This is a genomic window from Burkholderia sp. PAMC 26561, assembly GCF_001557535.2.
Taxonomy (GTDB): Bacteria; Pseudomonadota; Gammaproteobacteria; order Burkholderiales; family Burkholderiaceae; genus Caballeronia.
In genome coordinates this window covers 2,939,205-2,958,581 of the sequence record NZ_CP014306.1, presented here as the reverse complement: position 1 = coordinate 2,958,581, position 19,377 = coordinate 2,939,205, and the positions used below count along the sequence as shown (strand labels likewise).

16 protein-coding genes and 1 pseudogene are annotated in these 19,377 nt (G+C 60.0%); 11 read left to right on the top strand and 6 right to left on the bottom strand.

The features are described from left to right. The first annotated feature begins 22 nt into the window (after window positions 1-22). A complete protein-coding gene (locus AXG89_RS13640) occupies window positions 23-856 on the top strand; it encodes a shikimate dehydrogenase family protein (RefSeq protein ID WP_062169949.1) in 834 nt (277 codons plus the stop codon). Between the two features lie 10 nt (window positions 857-866). After that, window positions 867-1,319, top strand: coding sequence for a type II 3-dehydroquinate dehydratase (gene aroQ / locus AXG89_RS13635; protein WP_061999416.1), 453 nt, complete (start codon window positions 867-869; stop codon window positions 1,317-1,319). Between the two features lie 3 nt (window positions 1,320-1,322). On the opposite strand, the pseudogene AXG89_RS13630 reads toward aroQ, so the two are convergent. Next, window positions 1,323-2,275 (bottom strand): annotated as a pseudogene (locus AXG89_RS13630) (LysR family transcriptional regulator). Window positions 2,276-2,430: 155 nt separating this feature from the next. On the opposite strand from AXG89_RS13630, the gene AXG89_RS13625 reads away from it, so the two are divergent. Further along, complete coding sequence (locus tag AXG89_RS13625) at window positions 2,431-3,768, top strand: MFS transporter (RefSeq protein WP_062169948.1); 1,338 nt, start codon at window positions 2,431-2,433, stop codon at window positions 3,766-3,768. A 38-nt stretch (window positions 3,769-3,806) separates the two neighbouring features. Continuing rightward, window positions 3,807-5,360 carry a UxaA family hydrolase gene (locus AXG89_RS13620; RefSeq protein WP_062000848.1) on the top strand — a complete coding sequence of 518 codons (1,554 nt, stop codon included), beginning with the start codon at window positions 3,807-3,809 and terminating at the stop codon, window positions 5,358-5,360. A gap of 34 nt (window positions 5,361-5,394) precedes the next feature. On the opposite strand, the gene AXG89_RS13615 is transcribed toward AXG89_RS13620, so the two are convergent. After that, the gene (locus AXG89_RS13615) at window positions 5,395-6,663 is read right to left on the bottom strand and encodes an MFS transporter (protein ID WP_061999413.1); all 1,269 of its coding nucleotides are present in this window, start codon (window positions 6,661-6,663) and stop codon (window positions 5,395-5,397) included. A gap of 108 nt (window positions 6,664-6,771) precedes the next feature. Between AXG89_RS13615 and AXG89_RS13610 the strand changes: the two genes are divergently transcribed. Both AXG89_RS13610 and AXG89_RS13605 read left to right on the top strand, forming a co-directional pair. Continuing rightward, window positions 6,772-7,668, top strand: a complete 897-nt coding sequence (locus AXG89_RS13610; protein ID WP_062169947.1) for a LysR family transcriptional regulator — start codon at window positions 6,772-6,774, stop codon at window positions 7,666-7,668. 60 nt (window positions 7,669-7,728) lie between these two features. Next, complete coding sequence (locus AXG89_RS13605) at window positions 7,729-8,634, top strand: alpha/beta fold hydrolase (RefSeq protein WP_205583050.1); 906 nt, start codon at window positions 7,729-7,731, stop codon at window positions 8,632-8,634. 218 nt (window positions 8,635-8,852) lie between these two features. On the opposite strand, the gene hpxZ is transcribed toward AXG89_RS13605, so the two are convergent. After that, the gene (gene hpxZ / locus AXG89_RS13595; protein ID WP_061999410.1) at window positions 8,853-9,239 is read right to left on the bottom strand and encodes an oxalurate catabolism protein HpxZ; all 387 of its coding nucleotides are present in this window, start codon (window positions 9,237-9,239) and stop codon (window positions 8,853-8,855) included. A 154-nt stretch (window positions 9,240-9,393) separates the two neighbouring features. Between hpxZ and AXG89_RS13590 the strand changes: the two genes are divergently transcribed. Then, entirely contained in the window at window positions 9,394-10,632 is a 1,239-nt protein-coding gene (locus AXG89_RS13590; protein ID WP_062169945.1) for a dienelactone hydrolase family protein, read from the top strand. A 368-nt stretch (window positions 10,633-11,000) separates the two neighbouring features. Continuing rightward, window positions 11,001-12,734 (top strand): ShlB/FhaC/HecB family hemolysin secretion/activation protein, encoded by a 1,734-nt coding sequence (locus tag AXG89_RS13585; RefSeq protein WP_062169944.1) that lies wholly within the window; start codon window positions 11,001-11,003, stop codon window positions 12,732-12,734. Between the two features lie 73 nt (window positions 12,735-12,807). On the opposite strand, the gene AXG89_RS13580 is transcribed toward AXG89_RS13585, so the two are convergent. Together AXG89_RS13580 and AXG89_RS13575 are read right to left on the bottom strand one after the other, a co-directional pair. After that, window positions 12,808-13,818 carry an alpha/beta hydrolase family protein gene (locus AXG89_RS13580; RefSeq protein ID WP_062169943.1) on the bottom strand — a complete coding sequence of 337 codons (1,011 nt, stop codon included), beginning with the start codon at window positions 13,816-13,818 and terminating at the stop codon, window positions 12,808-12,810. A gap of 76 nt (window positions 13,819-13,894) precedes the next feature. Continuing rightward, complete coding sequence (locus AXG89_RS13575) at window positions 13,895-14,485, bottom strand: hypothetical protein (RefSeq protein WP_062169942.1); 591 nt, start codon at window positions 14,483-14,485, stop codon at window positions 13,895-13,897. Window positions 14,486-14,904: 419 nt separating this feature from the next. On the opposite strand from AXG89_RS13575, the gene AXG89_RS13570 reads away from it, so the two are divergent. Further along, window positions 14,905-15,723 (top strand): isocitrate lyase/PEP mutase family protein, encoded by an 819-nt coding sequence (locus tag AXG89_RS13570; protein WP_062169941.1) that lies wholly within the window; start codon window positions 14,905-14,907, stop codon window positions 15,721-15,723. 19 nt (window positions 15,724-15,742) lie between these two features. Here the strand turns inward: AXG89_RS13570 and AXG89_RS13565 are convergent, their stop codons facing one another. Next, window positions 15,743-16,972 carry an MFS transporter gene (locus AXG89_RS13565; protein WP_062169940.1) on the bottom strand — a complete coding sequence of 410 codons (1,230 nt, stop codon included), beginning with the start codon at window positions 16,970-16,972 and terminating at the stop codon, window positions 15,743-15,745. A gap of 118 nt (window positions 16,973-17,090) precedes the next feature. Between AXG89_RS13565 and AXG89_RS13560 the strand changes: the two genes are divergently transcribed. Beyond that, a complete protein-coding gene (locus AXG89_RS13560; protein WP_062169939.1) occupies window positions 17,091-17,999 on the top strand; it encodes a LysR substrate-binding domain-containing protein in 909 nt (302 codons plus the stop codon). Then, window positions 17,996-19,189: a YbfB/YjiJ family MFS transporter gene (locus AXG89_RS13555; RefSeq protein WP_082771418.1), complete on the top strand. Its 1,194-nt coding sequence runs from the start codon at window positions 17,996-17,998 to the stop codon at window positions 19,187-19,189. Before AXG89_RS13560 ends, AXG89_RS13555 begins: the two co-directional genes overlap by 4 nt. The last annotated feature ends 188 nt before the right edge of the window (window positions 19,190-19,377 follow it).

Here is a 19,377-nt window from a genome sequence, read left to right as displayed (position 1 = left end):
CAACTTCTTAAGGCATGCAGCGATGATCAGCGGAAAAATTACCCTTATTGCGCACCTGGGTTATCCCACGGAAACCTTCAAGGCGCCCATGATCTACAACCCGTGGTTCGAGCAGAAGGGCATCGACGCAGTGGTGGTGCCGATGGGCGTCAAGCCTGACGATTACGCCGCGTTCGTGAAGTCGCTCTTCCGTTTGAGCAACATTCGCGGCGCGCTGGTCACCATGCCGCACAAGGTGACGACTACGAATCTTGTCGACGAACTCACGCCCACCGCGCGCATTGCAGGCGCTTGCAACGCCATCCTGCTGCGTTCGGATGGAAGCTTGCTCGGCGATCAATTCGATGGCGCCGGTTTCACGCGTGGCGTCGAACGCAAGGGCCGTCCGTTGCAAGGCGCGCGTGCATTCGTGCTGGGCAGCGGCGGAGTGGGTTCTGCCATTGCTGCGTCGCTGGCGGCGTCCGGGGTATCGGCGCTAGCGCTCTTCGACACCAGCAGCGCATCCGCCGATGCACTCGCCGCCCGTTTGCGCAAGCACTATCCCGAGCTCGAAGTGACGACAGGCTCGAAAGACCCGGCGGGCTACGACGTGGTGGTCAATGCAACGCCTATCGGCATGAACGCGAACGATCCGCTGCCTTTCGATATCGACCGGATTTCACCGTCCACGTTCGTGGGCGAGGTCGTGATGAAGTCAGAGTACACGCCGCTCTTGCATGCAGCCAAAGAGAAGGGCTGTGCAGTGCAGGTCGGCACCGACATGCTCTTCGAGATGATCCCGGCGTATCTGGAATTCTTCGGTTTTGGCACAGCCACGGCGGACGAGTTGCGCGCAGTTTCCCAGATCAAATACTGAGGGCGAAGTCATGAAGAAGGTAATGGTGATCAACGGGCCCAATCTGAACTTGCTGGGTTTGCGCGAGCCCGATCAGTACGGCCATGACACGCTCGATACGGTGGAAACGCTGTGCGTGCAGGCAGGCGACAAGCTGGGCGTCGCGGTGGAATGCAGGCAGTCGAATCACGAGGGCGTGCTGATCGACTGGATTCATGAGGCCGGGCGCGAGGTCGCGGCCGGCGCCATGCTGGGCGTAGTGATGAATCCGGGTGCTTATACGCATACATCGGTTGCGCTACACGATGCAATCAAGGGCGCGAGCGTTCCGTTGATCGAGCTGCATATCTCGAACGTGCATGCGCGCGAATCGTTCCGGCATCACTCGTTCATCTCGCCGGCGGCACGCGGGATTATCGTGGGGCTGGGCGTGAAGGGCTATGCCATCGCAATCGATGCGCTGGTCCAGGTGACATCGAAGTAACGCTCAAGGCTTTTCTTTATCGGCCGCAAGCGAACGCAAGATGCCGATAAACTCCTGCACCGGTTGCGCAGGGAATTCGTGCTTGCGCGTGACGATCCCATAGCTTGTCATGACGCGGCGTATCGGAACAGGAAGCTGTCCGAGCAAGCCATTGTTCACATACTTCTCGACGGCGGCTTGTGGTTGCAGCGAAATCATGTCGGTCGCCTGCAAGAGTTCCAGCGCGGAAAATATCGATGTCAGCTCCACCATCCCGACCGGTACAGGGATGGCCGCGGCTGCGAACGTCTCTTCGAATAACTGCCTGATCGCCGTTACCTGCGGATAAAGAATCCACGGCCATTCCGCGAGATCGGCCAGTTCCAGCTTTCGCTTTTTCAATAATGGATGATGGCTTCCCGCCACCACGCAAACCGGCTCCGCCGCGAGCACCTCGAAGTCGAACAACGCATGATGACGCGGCTCGGTCAGACGGCCGACCATCACGTCGATCTTTTTTCATCGAGCCAGATTGCAAGCTGATCGCTGCTGAGTTCAAACAGCTTCACGACGAGTTGCGGCCGTTGCCGCCGGATCTCCCCGATACCCGCCGTCACCAGTTGCGCCGCCGATGCCGATATAGCGCCGACCGTGATGTGCCCATATCCGCCGTTTTTCAACGTCGTGAATTCGCTCACGAAGCGCCCGAGGTCGCCCAGCGCGGTGTTCGCATAACGCAGCGCGAGATGCCCCAGCTCGGTCGGCCGCATCTCGCGCGGCAGGCGTTCGAAGAGCGGCGCGTCCAGCATGCCTTCTATATCGCCCAGGATTTTCGTGGCGGCAGGCTGTGTCATGTGCATCTGCTCGGCGGTGATCCGCATGTTGCGCGTGCGGCCGAGGATGTCGAGCAATTGCAGGTGCCGGTAGCGCAGGCGGGCGAGGACGGTCGATGGAAGCAGTGACGAAGGTCGGGACATAGGGACGAGTGAAGGGTAAACCTGCATCTACTCATAACCGGATGGAATCGATTGTAGTCAATAATCGATTGGATGTTTATCGCGCCAATGCATAGAGTGGTGCCAGATGAAATAGACCGGGCGGATCCGGCGTCCTCACGATGGAGACAATACACATGCAGACTCAGGCCCTCTCGTCCCAGCCGTTGGCGAGCGCGGTGCGCAAGGCGCGGCTGCGCCTTACGCCATTTCTCGCGCTGATGTTCGCGCTTTCCATGCTCGACCGCTCCAACGTCGGCTTCGTCAAGCAGGCGCTGCAGGTCGATTCCAATATCGGCAACGCAGCGTTTGCACTGGGCGCCGGGATCTTCTTCATCGGTTATGCAGTGTTCGAGATTCCGAGCAACATGATGCTGCATCGCGTGGGTGCAAAGGTCTGGCTGAGCCGCATCATGGTGACGTGGGGGCTGGCGTCGGCGGCCATGATGTTCGCGCACAACGAGACCGCGTTCTATGTGCTGCGCTTCATTCTCGGCGTCGCCGAAGCGGGATTTTCGCCCGGCGTGATCCTTTATTCGACCTACTGGTTTCCGGCACGCGAGCGCGGCAAGGCGCTCGGCATCTATTATTTCGGCGTCCCGGTCGCACTCGTGCTCGGCAGTCCGTTATCCGGCTACCTCATGGAAGTCATGGGCGGTTTGCTCGGGCTGCGCAACTGGCAATGGATGTTCCTGATCGAAGGGCTCGCGGCTTCCGTGGTCGGCGTGATCGCATTCTTTTATCTCGTGAGCAAACCGCGTCAGGCGAAATGGCTGACCGATGCCGAAAAAGATGCGCTCGAATCGGCGATCGCCGCGGAGGACCGGCTGAAGGTCGCCCATGGTCCGTCGACGGCGCTTGCCGCGCTCGCGAACTGGAACGTACTGCGTTTTGTCGCCATTTACTTTGCGATCCAGGTCAGCGTGTATGGCGTGATCTTCTATCTGCCGACGCGTATATCCGAATTGACGGGGACCGCGATTGGCGCGAAGGTGGGCTTTCTCACCGCGATTCCATGGTTCTGTGCGCTGGTCTCGTTGCGCTTCGTGACGGGTTACGCCGATGCCCGCGGCAAGCATCGCGAGGTCGCGGTGGTGATGCTGGTCATGGCGGCAGCGGGCATTGGCCTCTCGACAATGGGCACGCATCTCGTCCCCGTTCTGTTTGCATTCTGCATTGCGACGGTCGGCTTTGTGGTCGTTCAACCGCTGTTCTGGACACTGCCTACGGCGTACTTGAGCGGGACCGCGGCGGCAAGCGGTATTGCGATGATCGGTGCGTTGGGCAATCTCGGCGGTTTCATTGCGCCGACATTGAAGACCGCTGTCGAAAGCTTCTTTCAGAGTCAGCGTGCCGGCATGGGCGCGCTTGCGGTGGCGGGTGTGATCGGCGTGCTGCTGCTGTTGAGCATCGGCATGAAAGGGCGGCGGCAGGAAGCGGGCGACCTGGCTGCATCGAAAGCGGCATCGCGTTGAGCCTCGCGCACCCCACGCAAAATACGGAGATACGCATTATGAAACCAGTAGTTGAAACTGCTCCCGCAAACACTGCGACGGTGCGCCTGAATGCCATCGATGATGTCCTCATCGCTCGCCATCAACTCGTCGCGGGCATGCAGCTCGCCGATGGCGACATCACCGTGCGCGGTTTGATCCCGGCGGGGCACAAGGTTGCCGTCAAAGCAGTCTCGCAAGGGCAACCCGTCCGACGCTACGGGCAGATCATCGGCTTTGCGAAGCGCGACATCGATGTCGGCGAACACGTGCACGTGCATAACCTCGCAATGGGCGATTTCGATCGCGACTACGCGTTCGGCGAAGATGCAAAACCCACGCAACACGCGGTGCAGCCTGCAAGTTTTCTCGGCATCCGCCGTCCCGATGGACGCATTGCGACGCGCAACTATATCGGCGTGCTCACATCGGTAAATTGCTCGGCTACCGCCGCACGGGCTATCGCCGATTATTTTCGCCGCGATGTGCATCCTGAAGCGCTCGCCGCATTTCCGAATGTCGATGGCGTGGTCGCGCTCACGCATGGTCAGGGCTGCGCGGTCGACTCCGAAGGCGAAGCCCTGAAGATGCTTCGCCGCACGCTCGGCGGCTACGCGCGGCATGCGAACTTTGCCGGCGTGCTGCTGGTCGGCCTCGGTTGCGAAACGAATCAGATCGACGGTTTGCTCCAGGAGCAGCACCTCGAAACAGGCGCCCGGCTCAAGACCATGACGATTCAGGCAACGGGCGGCACCGCGCGCACGGTAGCTGCGGGTATCGAGGCGATCAAGGTCATGCTCGTGGAAGCGAACGAGGTCGTGCGTGAACGCGTCGATGCCAGCCACCTCGTGATCGGCCTGCAATGCGGCGGCTCGGATGGGTATTCGGGGATCACGGCGAACCCGGCGCTGGGCGCCGCGGTCGATCGTCTCGTCGCACATGGCGGCACGGCGATCCTGTCGGAGACGCCGGAGATTTACGGCGCGGAGCATTTGCTGACGCGACGGGCGGTATCGAAGGAAGTGGGCGACAAGCTCGTCGAGCGCATTCACTGGTGGGAAGAATATTGTGCGCGGATGAACGCTGACCTGAACAACAACCCGTCGGCGGGCAACAAGGCAGGCGGCCTTACAACCATCCTCGAAAAATCGCTCGGCGCGGTGGCGAAGGGCGGCACGACCAATCTCGTCGATGTCTACAAGTACGCGGAGCATGTCAGCGCGCGTGGGCTTGTGTTCATGGACACGCCGGGTTATGACCCGGTGTCCGCGACGGGGCAGGTTGCGGGTGGCGCGAACCTGATCTGCTTCACGACCGGACGCGGCTCGGCTTACGGATGCGCGCCGTCGCCATCGCTCAAGTTCAGCACGAATACCGCTTTGTGGAAGCGCCAGGAAGAAGACATAGATCTGAACTGCGGTTCGATTCTCGATGGCGAAAAGAGCATTGATGAACTCGGCCAGGAGATCTTCGAACTGATGCTGGCGACGGCATCGGGCACGTTGTCGAAGAGCGAAGTGCACGGGTATGGGCAGAACGAATTCGTGCCCTGGCAGATCGGCGCGATCACCTGAAATTCCAGATGGCGCGCGGTTTTCCTTGTGCGCGTCAACGCGCGTCGGCGAGTGTGCATCGATTAGTCGATTCCGCTCGCCGCACGCCCGGCATAAAGCAGCTCAGTGCGATTGCCACGACGGACGCGCCTGCCGCGAAAAAATACACCGGTTGAAACGACCCGGCCACGCTCTTGCACAAACCGCCGAGCACGTTACCGAGCGCGCCCCCTGCACCGAATGACGCTTCGCAAATTCCGCACACGATAGCCGCGAGCGCCGGTTCACTCGTCTTGCCGACATACGCATGCAACAACCCGAAGAGCGGAAAGAACGAAAAGCCGAACGCAACGGCTGCGATCATCAACGCATAAACGCCGGGACGCGATGCCGCTATCAACGACGCGCACAGCAATAGAATCCCTGCGCTGACAAGCGCCGTGCGCATGCCGTCACGTTGCGGTTGTGAGGCAGAAGATCGTGCATCGCCTATCATGCCGAGCGTCAGGCCGCTTACCGCACCCACGAAGCCGACGAGCGCCCAGGCATGTGCGGTGACATCGAGTCCGAGATGCAGGTCATCGTGCGCATAAGCCGAGAAATAGGTGATGAACGGCACGCCGGCAAAGCCCGAGAGCAACGCGATTGCGTACACGAGCTGCCAGCGCCGCGAGAACAGCGTCCGCGCGGCGAACCGTGGCCCCTTGACTCCTGGCTGCGCTTTCACGCGCGTTTCCGGTCGTCCAAGCCGTGCAAACATCAGCAAGATCACGACACTCAGCAATGCCGTGAACAACGCGCTCACAAGCCACACGGAACGCCATCCCCACGCTGCCATCAACCCCGGCACCATGAGCCCGTTGAGCAACACGCCATAGTTGGTGCCGCTACCGATCACGCCAATGGCTTTCGCTTGATGACGTTCATCGATCAAAGGCGCGACGAGCGCCATCATGGGCACCCACGTCGCCGCTGCGAACGCGTTGAGTGCAACAAGCACAACTCCCATGACCCAGGTGTGATCGGCAAAGGCCAGGCACGCAAGCCCGACAGCCGATAACGCGGTGGCCCCCAGCATGACTCTTGCTGCGCCGAAACGCGAAGCAGCAAGGCCGGACAGCAACGCCACCAGCACATTCGCGATTTGCCGGGCTGCGGTGATGTAACCCGCTTGTGCATACCCGAAGCCAAGATCGTGTTTCATCGCGGGCAGGACAACCGGAAACAAGTACACACCAAAGCCATAAGTTGCGGCTATGACGGCCGCAAGCAACAACGTAAGCGCGAGTTGCCTTGATGCGGTGACGCGAGGCAAAGCATCCATGACGAGCTACCGAAAGAAGGGATAAATCCATTCTCGGCAATTCGTCTCCATGACGGAAATGATTTAATTTACTATCATCCAGTAAATCACTTCATCATTCGAGCGACCATGAATCTTGATCCAGGCTTGCTGCGTGCGTTTATCGCCGTCACCGAAGCGGGAGGCTTCACCAAGGCCGCCCGTCGGCTGAACCTGACGCAATCTGCCATCAGTCACCAGATCAGGCGCCTGGAAGAAGAGGTCGGCAGGCCGCTGCTTTACCGCACGACGCGCACGCTGACACTGACCGAGGACGGCGAGGATTTCCTGCGCTACGCCACGCAAATCCTCGATGCAATGCAAGCGGTCACGCGGCGTTTTCATTCATCACCGGCATCGGGCGTGGTGCGGTTCGGCGCACCGGATATCTTCATGGGCGAGCGCCTGCCCGTGTTGCTGACGCAATTTTCGCGGGCATTTCCAAACGTGCGGCTCGATGTCAGCGTTGGCATGAGTATCGATTCGGAAGCGATGGTTGCCGCGCAGGAGCTCGATCTCGCGGTGGTGTTATGCGTGAAGAGCCACAAGCACGGAAGTGGCGACGAAGGCATTGTGCTGCGGCGCACGCGGTTTGTATGGGCGGCGGCCGAATCGTTCGAGGTACGCGAAGGCGCGTCATTGCCGCTGGCGTTTTTTCCGGCGCCTTGTGTGAACCGGCGCGTGGCCGTCGAAACGCTCGATAGCTTGCCCGTGGACTGGCATGTGGCGTTCACATCGTCGAGTCAGTCGGGCATTCGTGCAGCCGTCATGGCCGGCCTTGCGATCACCGTGCTGACACGAGACGACCTTGAACCGGGCATCGCCGTGATCGATGGGCAATACGGTTTGCCCGCATTGCCCGAAGCCGAGTTCAGGCTGCTGTGGGGCAAGGGCGAAAAGACGCTGGCGGCGAAGGAGTTCGGGCGTCTGGTTCTCGATACCCCGGTTGAACATCCGTTGCGCTCGCGGGAGGCTAGAGCCGCGTGATCTGTCGCATGACAGGAATTCAAGGGTCAGGTGAACTGATTGATCGGTTAGATAAAGTTATTGGACCTCACCCGGTATTTATCACATGATTGGGATCGTCCCGGCGGCGGTCATGTTCATAGTCGCCGGCATCACGAGCCATTACTCAGGGAGTTCCGCATGAATCGATTTGCCACTGTCCATAATGAAGATGCAGAGATTGCCTACGACGTTGAAGGCCAAGGGCCGTTGCTTTTATTGATCGTCGGGGGAAATGGTGACAGCAGTCGTTTCATCAGACTCTCGGCGCAACTAGCCGATCGCTACACAGTCGTCCGTTACGACCGCCGTGCGAATTCGCGCAGTACCGGCGACAAACATGCCGAAATGAACATGGCGCAACAAGGCCGGGATGCTGCCGCCGTCATCCATGCGATGGGCGGTGAACCGGCGTTCGTGTTCGGCAACAGCGCCGGCGCCAATATTGCATTGAAGCTGACAGAGGATCATCCGCAACTCGTTCGAGGGCTGGTGGACCACGAGCCGCCTGTCAGCGACATCTTGCCGGACGGCGTGATATGGCGAAAGTTTTTCGACAGCGTGTATGACACCTATCGCACGCAAGGTGGTGCTCCCGCCATGAAGCTGTTCGCCTCATCGTTTGTTGGTCTTCCTTCTGCAGCAATCGCTCCACCGGATCAGGACAGCGGCGACTTTGAGCGCTTCCTTGCACACGAATTCAATGTCATCAACCGTTTCATTCCCGATCTCGATGCGTTGCGCCGCGGTGGCGTGCCCATGGTCACCGCCGTTGGCCGCGCGAGCGGCGACGCATTCTACGCGCAGACTGCACGCCAACTGGCGCGTGAACTGCCTTGCCCCTGCATCGAGATGATCGGGCATCACGTGAGCTATGCAAGCGACCCGGTGATCTTTGCCAATGAACTGCACGAGATACTGAGCGCACTGCCCGCATCACGCGTTTGAGAAAGGTCCGGCGCCGGCGCACCATATGGCGGGATGGGCCGCGCAGACGCTGGACGATCCCACCGCGTATGCCACAACCATCCTGGCGGGTTTCTTCGAAAAGTATCCGAAGCTCAACATCTTCGCCGGCCATTGGGGCGAGATGGTGCCGTTCTTCCTGGCCACGGCGACAGGCTCGCCGCGTTCGATAACCGAGACGTTCCATCACCATGTCTACGTCACGGCTTCGGTTCATCCATCCAGCTCACATGCGCGGCGACCACTTTCCACACGCCGTCAACACGTGCCCAGGTCTGTGATTGGCGGCCGGTCCGCGTTTCGCCGTTGCGGTGAAACGTGATGTTCGCCACGCCAAACTCCGTTCCGAACGTCGTCACCGACCGGTCGATGATCGTCCGTTGCAGCGCGCTGCCCGGTCGCTTGGCGCGGAACTCGCGGATCGCTTCGTAACCTTGCAGGTTTTCGGTTGCGCCGTATCGAAGCGTATGCGGACTGTCCCAGAAGAGCGTGTCGAGCGCCGGGACATCGTTTATGGTCAACGCGACTTCATACTTGTCGAACGCGGTTTCGAGGGAGGCGAGGGTAGCGGGATCGTTGATCAGCATGGTCGATAAAGAGTTCGTTGCGCAGTCGTCGATTATGAGGCTATGACGCGGTGTTGATTAATTTGACCGGCATGATCTCCTCGATCGACCCAGTGCACAATATGCGCTTCACGCGAGGCACGTAACGTTCATCAAGCGAACCAGGAGAGGCGACATGAGCAGTCAGACGATTGAAATCACGGCGCAGGACGGCGGCCGATTTACTGCGTATCTCGCGAAACCCGCGCAAGGTTCGGGTCCCGGCCTTGTTTTGCTCCAGGAAATTTTCGGCATCAACGACTACATGAAGTCGATGGCCGACCGTTACGCCGAAGAAGGTTACGTCGTGCTCGTACCGGATCTGTTCTGGCGCATGAAACCCGGCGTGGTATTGGGCTACGGGGAAGCGGATTTCGCCGCTGCGCTCGACTTCAACGCGAGATTCGACGAACCCGAAGCGCTCGACGATATCGCCGCGACACTCGCTGCCTTGCGTGCGCTGCCCGAGCAAGCGGGCAAGCTCGGGGTGATCGGCTATTGCCTCGGCGGCCGTCTCGCGATGCGCACAGCGGCAAGCATGGACGTGGACTGCGCGGTGAGTTACTACGGCGTGGACCTCGATGCGTATCTCGGCGAGATCGCCACCATCCGCTGCCCGATGGTTTTCCACTTCGCCGAAAACGATACGTTCACGCCGCCTGAAACCCGCGCGAAGCTCGAAGCCGCGTTCGCCGGCAAACCGCTGATCGAGCATTACGTCTACGCGGGTTGCGATCACGCCTTCGCCACGCCCGAGCGCGATCACTACGACAAGCCCGCGGCCCTGATGGCCTATTCGCGGACCCTGTCATTGCTGCGCAAGGTGCTGGGTCCCGTGTACGACCTGAACCGCCTGTGGGAGATGCATTGCTACTACGAGTTCGGCACGCGCGACGTCGACGCCGTCATGCCGACCATGGTGGCCGAGCCTTACGTGAACCACGTTCCGACCATGACGGGCGGTGTCGGTCATGATCAATTGAAGCGCTTTTACAAGTACCATTTCGTCGATTCCAATCCCGCCGATACACGCCTGATTCCGGTGTCCCGGACCATCGGCTCGGATCGGGTTGTCGATGAATTCGTGTTCTGCGCCACGCACGATCGCGAGATCGACTGGCTGTTGCCGGGACTCAAGCCTACGGGCAAATACTTCGAGGTTCCCATGCTGGCCGTAATCCGGTTTCGCGGCGACAAGCTTTACAACGAGCACATCTACTGGGATCAGGCTTCGGTGCTGGTGCAGATCGGCGTGCTCGATCCGACGGGTCTGCCGGTCGCGGGCATCCAGACCGCCAAAAAGATGATCGATGAAACCCTCCCGACCAACACGCTGATGCCGAACTGGGCATCGAGCGAGGGCAAGCCCGTTTGATCGGTTTTGCATGACGCTCATGAGGACGGTAAGAACATCCGCCGAGCTTTCGTATCAGGTCGTTTCCCACGTTGGCGGAGGGCGCTTTCGTCTCTTTTTGAACAGTGATTGTCCGATTAACGTGCTTTGCATCTCCGACCCATCTGCTATTCTCCTTTGGCCGATTGCGCAAGGTACCCGGTGACCGGCTAATCGGATGCGATGGTGTGCCACCCCACGGCGCGCCCGCGTTCGTGTCACGGAGATCACCATGCCGTCTCCATCAGTATGCCGAATGATCTCGACGTCCATCGTACCGGGCTTCGGACCGCCCGCCGGCGCCGCGCATTCCCTGTTGCGCCGGCAGATTGAGAACTGAGCGCCAGGCCATGTCGCGTAACGTACGACGCCTGCTGACGGCTTCGTACGCGGCTGCGCTCTCAGTGTCCGCACATGCGCAGTCGTATCGTGATGTCGCGCCGCAAACGCCGCCTTCCATGATCAAGCGTGAGGCGTCGCCGCCCCAGGCCGTTGAGATGCCGCAGGCTACGCAAGTCGCGGTGCCGTCGCTTGCGGCCTTGATCTTCGTGCCGGCTGGTACGTCTGACACATCGGCGCCGCAAGCACAGATCGGCGCCGAAGGACTTCCCGTTCTCGATGCCGCCTTCCTGCAGACCTTCCAGCCCGACATCGGCAAGCCGCTTACCTTCGAGCGCCTCGCGCAGATCCGCCGTGCGGTCGTCGCGCAGTATCGTGCTGCGGGCAAACCGCTCGTCGATGTTTTCGTGCCCGAGCAAGACGTGACCAACGGCGTGGTGCATATCGCGATTGCCGAGTTTCGGCTTGGGCAAGTGCGTGCAAGCGGGAACCGCTATTTTTCCGATGCCGTGTTGACAAGCGAGATGCCGCTGCGTCCCGGCGAGCCGATCCTGCAATCGCAGGTTGCGGCGGGGCTCGCGATGCTCAACGCAAATCCTTACCGGAGCGTCGATGTAGTCTACGCGCCGGGCACGGCCGCAAATTCCACCGATGTCCTTCTTCAAACCGATGACCGCCTGCCGCTGCGCGTCAACGCCGGTTACGATAACGCCGGCGTTCCGCAACTCGGCCGCGACCGCTTTTTTGCCGGCATCGACTATGGGAATCTGTTTGGACTCGATCAGCAGATCGCGTATCAATTCACCGCGAGCAACGATATTTTCGGCGGCAATCCCGACATAGAAGGGCGTCCGGATCGCGCCCGCTTCATGGCGCATTCGCTGAGCTATTCGGCGCCGTTGCCGTGGCATGACCGCATCGAACTGTTCGGCGTCTATGCCCAAAGCACGCCGAGGCTGCCCGACAGCTACGGCCAGACCGGCATCTCCGCGCAAGCAAGTATCCGATACGACTGGCTATTGCCGCCGGCCGGGGGCTGGAATCAGCAGATGCAGTTCGGTTACGACCTCAAGCGAACCAACAACGATCTCGAGTTCGGCGGTTTCCAGGTCTTCAATTCGAATGTGCACGTGCATCAGTTCCTGGCTTCGTACTCGATCAGCAAGCCCGATGATTTCGGACTGGCGCGTGCGAACGTCACGCTCGTGGCAAGTCCGGGCGGGCTCGATTCAGACAACAGCGATACTGCGTTCACCACCGCGCGACAAGGCGCAACCGCCCGATATGCGTACTTGCAGCTTGGCGGCCAACACGACTTCGCGCTCGGCGCAGGCTTCGCGTTCAGCGCGCGTGGCACGTTTCAGTGGACGCCGAACACCTTGCTGCCGAGCGAGGAACTTGGGCTGGGCGGCGAGACCAGCGTGCGCGGATACGACCCGTATGTGGTGCTGGGCGACCGCGGATGGAACGTGCAGACGGAAGTGCGTACGCCGGGCATTCCCATAGGCGCAAGCAGTATCGCGATGCAGCCCTTCGTCTTTCTCGATGCCGGGCACGCGTGGAACCGCATCGACCAGCCGGCGGAAGCGAGCAACGGATCGCTGGTGAGCGTGGGTGCGGGTTTGCGCGTCCAGTGGTCGCGTCATGTGGATTTGCGCGGCACGTATGGCGTGCCGCTGCGTGCACCGGTGCCGGGTGGATCAAAGGCGCCGATGGTGCAGTTGTCTGTATCGATTGGAACGTGATCGGAAAAACCATAGTTTGATGTGCAGCTTGCTCCGAGTGATTAGCAGCGTGGCAGGCATCAAGCAAGGGATACTATTGCAGTTGTTGTTTCAGCCACTCAAACGAACGCTCGATCAGCTCAGGCCGCTTCCTGATTGAATGGTCCATGTCTTCAATGCGCCAGTAAGTGATATTTACCCCGGCCTGCTTCGCCTTCTTGTAGAAGTCATCACTTGATTGAATCAGCGTGTCTCTCACTCCCGACACCACAAGCAGCTTTCCATGTATGTTTTTATAGGCCGGCTTGGGGTATGTCATGGCATCGGACATATACATGTTGGTCATGTTGGAGTAATAGAGCTGAGAAGACGGGTGTAAAAATACCTCGTCCAATCTTGAATCGAATTGCTGCCTGGTCGATACATTCTGACACTCCGCTTCGTCTTTAGCAGATTCTTCGCTGCATGCTTGCCGCATAAAAGCCCAAAGTTCATCACGCCAGGACCAGTCGCCAGCGCCCGACCAGATTGCAGTGGCCGAAACGGGGACATTGGGATCGGCGGCGAGTGTTACCGCAATGTTACCGCCTTCGGACACCGCCAAAAGCGCAAGCTTGCCATTCCACCCTCGTGGCGGGTAACGCCTGATATGCTCGATTACGGCACGATGATCCTGCAGGCGCTGGGTTCGGGTGTAATGCGCCATGAAGATCTTTTTGTCTATGGCGTGCTCGGTTATGCCCCACTGTTCAACAGTCAAGGCGGCGGCGCCGACTGCATCGAAGTTTCTTAAAAAATAACGATGAAATTGCGTGATGCTGGCTGCATTGTTCTGATCCGACGAGCCGCCGATCAACACAACAATGGGGAAATCTATCTTTTCCTTCGGCCTGCTCAGGTAATAGGTAATGTCAGTATCTCCTGCATGTGGCCGCTTAATCGAATACGTCAATAACGGAGCAAGGTTCGTCGTGCTTGCACTCCGCACTTCGGCAGCGTGTGCGACGCCGGCTAGTAGTCCAAAAAACAGCGCAAAAGCTACGCTTGAACAGGCCTTGCCAACTAACGAAAACACACGCATTTTTATAACACGGTTATGAAACATCGGTTTTTCCTAATGTGCATAAAACTATGGGTCGTAAATGGCTGCCGGTCGTACTGAATCAAACTCGCGTCAGCGTTCACCATTTGCAACCTGATCGATTCATTGCGTCGATAGCCAGCATGGGAATCGCCAACAGCCCAGCGCGAGAATACGCGTCGCGGCAATCGTTGCGCACGGCCTTGGACATCTCGCGTTCGAGTGTCTCAGCCGGCGATTCTCGCTGGACGTTTGTTCCAGCGGCTGGCTCGGGCATCCGTGGTTCGTCGCTGTAGCGCACTGATCGATGCGATGTGATCGATCCCAAGTCAGCTTGCCAGTCAGGGTCGCGTCTCTCAAGATCGGCTGCACTTGCAACATTGGGCGGAGCTCGACCTTCAGGCACGCGACGATCAGTGCTCCCGTTGCGACTCTGCTTGCGCGGCACGGCTCTGTTCACTGTTGCCTTGTGTGTACGTCCGGGTAGGGACACCGGCATCGATATTTCATCTGGAATCAATCGCGCGAGCAATGGTGCAAGTTGTGGACGTGATGCGCGCGGTCTTCGTTCTTCATGAACCAAAGCGAGCAGCACAAATATGTGCAGAATTATTGCAATCGCAAATGCAAGAAAGCCGACGAAGGTCTTTGTTCGCAAGGGATGGCTTATGTGAAAACCCTTTTTCCACATTTTGCCGAGCCTTCTGGTAGGAAGATCATGTTGGACTTGGTACCGTTTTGCGAGATCGTTTTTTAAAAGATCATTGGAAGGGAAATAAAGGCTGACTGATCAACTTGAGGATGCCAAAGCGATTCGCGGGCCCACCTTGACGGATGGCACTGGCTGAAACTGTAGCCCAAGGGTTATCCCAAAACAATCGTTATCGGTTTGATAGAGGTTCCGAAAGGTCGATCGCTTTGTTTCAAGACCATGTCTATTGGCCAAGGTTCTGCTAGCGACGCAAGATAGTGTTCACACGGAATCAGCCCGAGGGATGTGAACACAGGCGGTATCGCGTTCGTTACGAGAAACGGATACACGTGCGAGGCGTATTATTTCGCTCAGGGCATCCGCCCGACTTATGCATGCGCCAAACAATGAGACTTCAAATGAGCCGTTCCATCGCCGAAAAACGTGCTGCCTTCCGTGCGCTTCATGAACAAGGCTGCTTCATGCTTCCGAATCCCTGGGACACCGGCAGCGCCCGGTATCTTGAGGGCCTCGGATTCAAGGCGCTCGCCACGACCAGTTCCGGCTTCGCGTGGTCGCTCGGGCAGGCCGACAATACCGTGGCGCGTGACCTGATCCTGGCGCATTTGCGGGACATGGTTGCATCGACGGATTTGCCGGTCAACGCGGACTTCGAAAACGGTTACGCGTCCGATGCCAACGGCGTCGCCGAAAGCGTGCGGCTTGCGGTTGCGACCGGTGTTGCGGGATTATCGATTGAAGATTCGACCGGCAACCCGGACGAACCGCTCTTCAGCATCGATGTCGCGGTCGAGCGGATGCACGCGGCACGAAAGGCTATCGATGCAACCGGTGGCGATACCTTGCTCGTCGGCCGCGCCGAGAATTTTTTTGCGGGACGGCCGGACCTTGAAGACACCATCGCGAGATTGAAGGCGTATTCGGACGCGGGCGCAGATTGTCTGTATGCGCCGGGGATCACCACGCGCGAGCAGATTGCGGCCGTGGTGGCCGCGGTTGCGCCGAAGCCGGTGAACCTGCTGGTGGGATCGGTGAGCGACTTCACCGTCCAGGAGATTGCCGCGCTCGGCGTGCGCCGGGTAAGCGTGGGCGGCGGACTGGCCCGCGCAGCCTGGGGAGGTTTCATGCGCGCGGCGGAGTCGCTCGCCAAAGGACGGTTCGACGGGTTCGAAGGCGCGGCGCCAGGCAAGACATTGAACGCGCAATTCGGCGGCTGAGTTCGATTAGCGATTCGCTTCATGACGCGCCTCGCATCCATCGATTCAAACCCGCGCAAACAAGCAGCAAGGAGGAGGTCACGAAAAACACGGCGCGCAAACTGACATGCGCGCCGATCTGTCCGCCGATCAACGGACCGATCACTTGTCCGCTGAACTGCGCGGATTGCAGATACCCGAGTGTCTTGCCGGAGTTGTGATCGGCGACGGCGTGCCGGACTTCCTTCGCAATCGATGGCAGCAAGCCCGCGAGCGTCATACCCATCAGGCCGCGAAGAATGGCGAGCTGCCACCATTGCGTGACGAACGCCTGCGGCACCAGGACCACGGCCGTGGCAACCAGGCACCCTGTGATCACCTTCGCGCTGCCGATGCGATCGGCAAGCGCGCCAAGCCGCGCGGCGGTCAACATGCTGCCGAACGCCGAGGCCGCCATCACAATGCCCGCCATGCGCGCAACATAATCGCGCGGCACACCAAGCTGCCCGATATACACGGTAATGATCGGCTCGATCGACATGTTTGCAAGCAGCACCATCATTGCTGTCAGGAGCAATATGAGGATCACCCCGCGCTTCATCGATGGCAGCGATGCGCCTGCAACGTCGATGCGCTTTTTCGTATCGGCCGTGCGGTCGAAATCCTCGCGCACCACGACGATGGTCAGCACCGCCGCGACCGCGATGATTGCGCCGCCCACGAAAAACGTGCCGCGGATGCCCACCCATGTCGGCAGGAAACCGCCCACGAGCGGCCCGATGAGACTGCCCGCAAGCGCGCCGGTAGACAGTACGCCGAGCGCCCATCCCGAGCGTTCACGCGGCACTTGCGTGCCGACCATGACTATCGATGCCGACGCATAACCGCCGATCAACCCCGCGATCAGCCGCAGCACGACAAGCTCGGTCAGGTTGTGCGCGAGCCCGATCATCGACATCACGATAGCCATGCCGACGGCCGCGCGAACCAGCATCGGCTTGCGTCCATAACGGTCCGCGAGACGCCCCCAGAGCGGCGCAGTGATCGCGGTACCAAAAAACGTTGCGCCAAAGGCAACGCCAGACCACTGAACGATCGCGGAGGGCGTATGCACGCCCAGTTGCTCGACGTAGAGCGGCAAGAACGGCAGCAACATGCTCAAGCTCAGCAGCGTGGTGAAAGAGCCGAAGACGCACACAAACAGGTTGCGCCGCCAATAAGGTGCGTTGCGTTCGGCATAGCTGGGCAAGACGGTTGCGTGCTGATCCATGAAGACCTCGATGGTTCGGGAAGACGTCCGGCCAATGACCGGAAAAAGAAATACCTGACTTGCATATTATCTCTATTTGGGAATATTATGTTTACATCGTTCTCAAATAGAGATTCACGTGGACCATACGACTCTCGATATTTTTTGTGTCGTTGCCGCCGAACTGAGCGTGACCCGGGCCGCCAGACGGCTGGGCCGCGTGCAGTCGAACGTCACGACTCGAATCCAGCAGCTTGAAGAAGAGCTCGGCGTTGCGCTATTCCGGCGCGACGGCAACCGCCTGACGCTCAGCACAGAAGGCGAACGCTTTCTCGGTTATGCGAACCGCATGCTCGCTCTCGCCGACGAAGCGCGGCAGGTGCTTGCCCCGCAAGCGCCGTCAGGCACGCTCAGGATCGGCACCATGGAAAGCACGGCTGCGGCGCGGTTGCCCGGACCGCTTGCGGCGCTTCACGTGCAGTACCCGGATGTTCAGTTGCGGATTTCGACCGCGCCTTCCAGGCAGTTGCTCGAACAGGTCGGCAGCGGTCTTGTCGATTGCGCGTTTGCGGCGTTGCCGCCGTGTGGCGACATGGCGTCGGCAATGGATCTCGATGCCGCAGGACTTCATGGCGAAGCGGTTTTTCGCGAGGAGATCTTGCTCGTGTTGCCGCCCGGACATGGCGTCGTTCGGAAGGGCGGGGACGTCACCGTGCGTTCGCTCGCCGCGTTTGCGCAGGGCTGCAGCTATCGCGTGCTCGCCGAAGAGTGGCTCGGGCAGGGCGCAGCGCTGCTGGACATCCAGGAGGTCGGTTCGTATCACAGCATGCTTGCGTGCGTTGCTGCGGGCGCTTGTGTGTCCCTTGTGCCGCGCAGCGTGCTGGAGTTGCTGCGCGAACCGCCGAAGTTCCGCACGCATGTCGTGGCGAAAGTGGACACGTGGCTGGTTCATCGAAAGGGTTATCAGACGCCAGCGTTCAACGCACTGCGCGAGGCGCTCACGCCATTCATGTCGAAGCAGTTGTCGGCGAAGGAGAAAATGTCATGAGCACGATACGGCAGGTTTCATCGACTGCAAGCCAGGGCATGGCGGCGATGGTGGCCGCCCTCGTCATGGCAGTCGGAATGGGATTCGGGCGCTTTGCGTTCACGGGCATCTACCCGGTCATGGTCAGCGATGCCGTGCTGAGCGTGCACCAGGGAACGCTCGCCGCGTCGGCCAACTATGCGGGTTACCTGATCGGCGCGCTGCTGACCGCGGCCGTGCATCCGCGACACTCGCGCAGGTTGTGCATGCTTGCGCTTGCCGGCATTGCGGTTTGTCTCGGTGTTACGGCGTTGCTGGTTGCGCCCTGGCTCATCATCGCGATGCGCGGGATCACCGGCGCCGTCAGCGCGGTCACCATGGTCGCGGCGTCGCTCTGGCTCTTGCAGCATCGCGGTCACACGCGCGGCGCGCCGATGCTGTATGCGGGTGTTGGCATCGGGATCGTGCTGTCATCCGAGATGCTCGTCGCCGGACGCAGTTCCGGCCTGCACAGCGCAGGACTGTGGTGGGTGCTGGCGGCGGGCGCGCTGATCCTTGGCGCCATCGCATTGCCGGGTCTCGATGCACGTCCGGTTCACGACTCCGGCACGCGTGCCGCTTTGCATGGACACGAGTCCTTTCCGGCGCTCGGAGCGGGACCGCTGATCGCACTCTACGGACTTGCGGGCTTTGGCTACATCATCACCGCGACCTACTTGCCGTTGTTCGTGAGGGACGCGATCGGCTCGATCGATCCGATTCAGGTCTGGGCGTTGTTCGGTCTGGGCGCGATTCCTTCGTGCTTCATCTGGCACGCGGTCCACATGCGGCTTGGAACACGGCGCGCGCTGTTTCTCAATCTTGCGTTGCAAGCGGTGGGCGTTGTATTGCCGGTCGTGTTTGCCAATCCGGTGGGTTATCTCGGCAGCGCGCTGATCGTAGGCGGGACGTTCATGGGGACCGCAACCATCGCGATGCTCGCCGCGCGCCGGGTCGCACACACCATGCGCATCAGCATCCTCGCGATGATGACCGCGTGTTTTGGTGTCGGGCAGATCGTCGGACCGCTTGTTGCGAATACGATGTATGCATCGCATCATTCGTTCTCGACGTCGCTCGAAACTGCAGCCGCAGCGCTCGCCGTGGCGGCTTTGTTATGCGTGCGTGTGAGGAAGCCGCGTGATTCTTTTCAACCGAACGTGAACGCATAGGCGTTCGCGCATGCATCGAGAAACTCGATGGGGAACGCATGGTCATCGACCTTTACCGGCTGCCGAATGCCGTTGGTTGCCGGCGACGCTTGAGTTGCCCGTCGACCACGCACTGAATCACTTTAAATCGGTCCAACCCGCGCATCGTCATGGTGATTCTGTCCGTCGCCGCCATCGTAGCCTCCGGC

What these genes read in the sequence shown, in the direction of transcription:
- AXG89_RS13590 (WP_062169945.1), top strand. Translation starts at nt 9,394, where the DNA reads ATGAGCAGTCAGACGATTGAAATCACGGCGCAGGACGGCGGCCGATTT.
- aroQ (WP_061999416.1), top strand. Translation starts at nt 867, where the DNA reads ATGAAGAAGGTAATGGTGATCAACGGGCCCAATCTGAACTTGCTGGGT.
- AXG89_RS13570 (WP_062169941.1), top strand. Translation starts at nt 14,905, where the DNA reads ATGAGCCGTTCCATCGCCGAAAAACGTGCTGCCTTCCGTGCGCTTCAT.
- AXG89_RS13555 (WP_082771418.1), top strand. Translation starts at nt 17,996, where the DNA reads ATGAGCACGATACGGCAGGTTTCATCGACTGCAAGCCAGGGCATGGCG.
- AXG89_RS13585 (WP_062169944.1), top strand. Translation starts at nt 11,001, where the DNA reads ATGTCGCGTAACGTACGACGCCTGCTGACGGCTTCGTACGCGGCTGCG.
- AXG89_RS13610 (WP_062169947.1), top strand. Translation starts at nt 6,772, where the DNA reads ATGAATCTTGATCCAGGCTTGCTGCGTGCGTTTATCGCCGTCACCGAA.
- AXG89_RS13640 (WP_062169949.1), top strand. Translation starts at nt 23, where the DNA reads ATGATCAGCGGAAAAATTACCCTTATTGCGCACCTGGGTTATCCCACG.
- AXG89_RS13620 (WP_062000848.1), top strand. Translation starts at nt 3,807, where the DNA reads ATGAAACCAGTAGTTGAAACTGCTCCCGCAAACACTGCGACGGTGCGC.
- AXG89_RS13580 (WP_062169943.1), bottom strand. Translation starts at nt 13,818, where the DNA reads ATGTTTCATAACCGTGTTATAAAAATGCGTGTGTTTTCGTTAGTTGGC.
- AXG89_RS13575 (WP_062169942.1), bottom strand. Translation starts at nt 14,485, where the DNA reads ATGTGGAAAAAGGGTTTTCACATAAGCCATCCCTTGCGAACAAAGACC.
- AXG89_RS13625 (WP_062169948.1), top strand. Translation starts at nt 2,431, where the DNA reads ATGCAGACTCAGGCCCTCTCGTCCCAGCCGTTGGCGAGCGCGGTGCGC.
- hpxZ (WP_061999410.1), bottom strand. Translation starts at nt 9,239, where the DNA reads ATGCTGATCAACGATCCCGCTACCCTCGCCTCCCTCGAAACCGCGTTC.
- AXG89_RS13565 (WP_062169940.1), bottom strand. Translation starts at nt 16,972, where the DNA reads ATGGATCAGCACGCAACCGTCTTGCCCAGCTATGCCGAACGCAACGCA.
- AXG89_RS13615 (WP_061999413.1), bottom strand. Translation starts at nt 6,663, where the DNA reads ATGGATGCTTTGCCTCGCGTCACCGCATCAAGGCAACTCGCGCTTACG.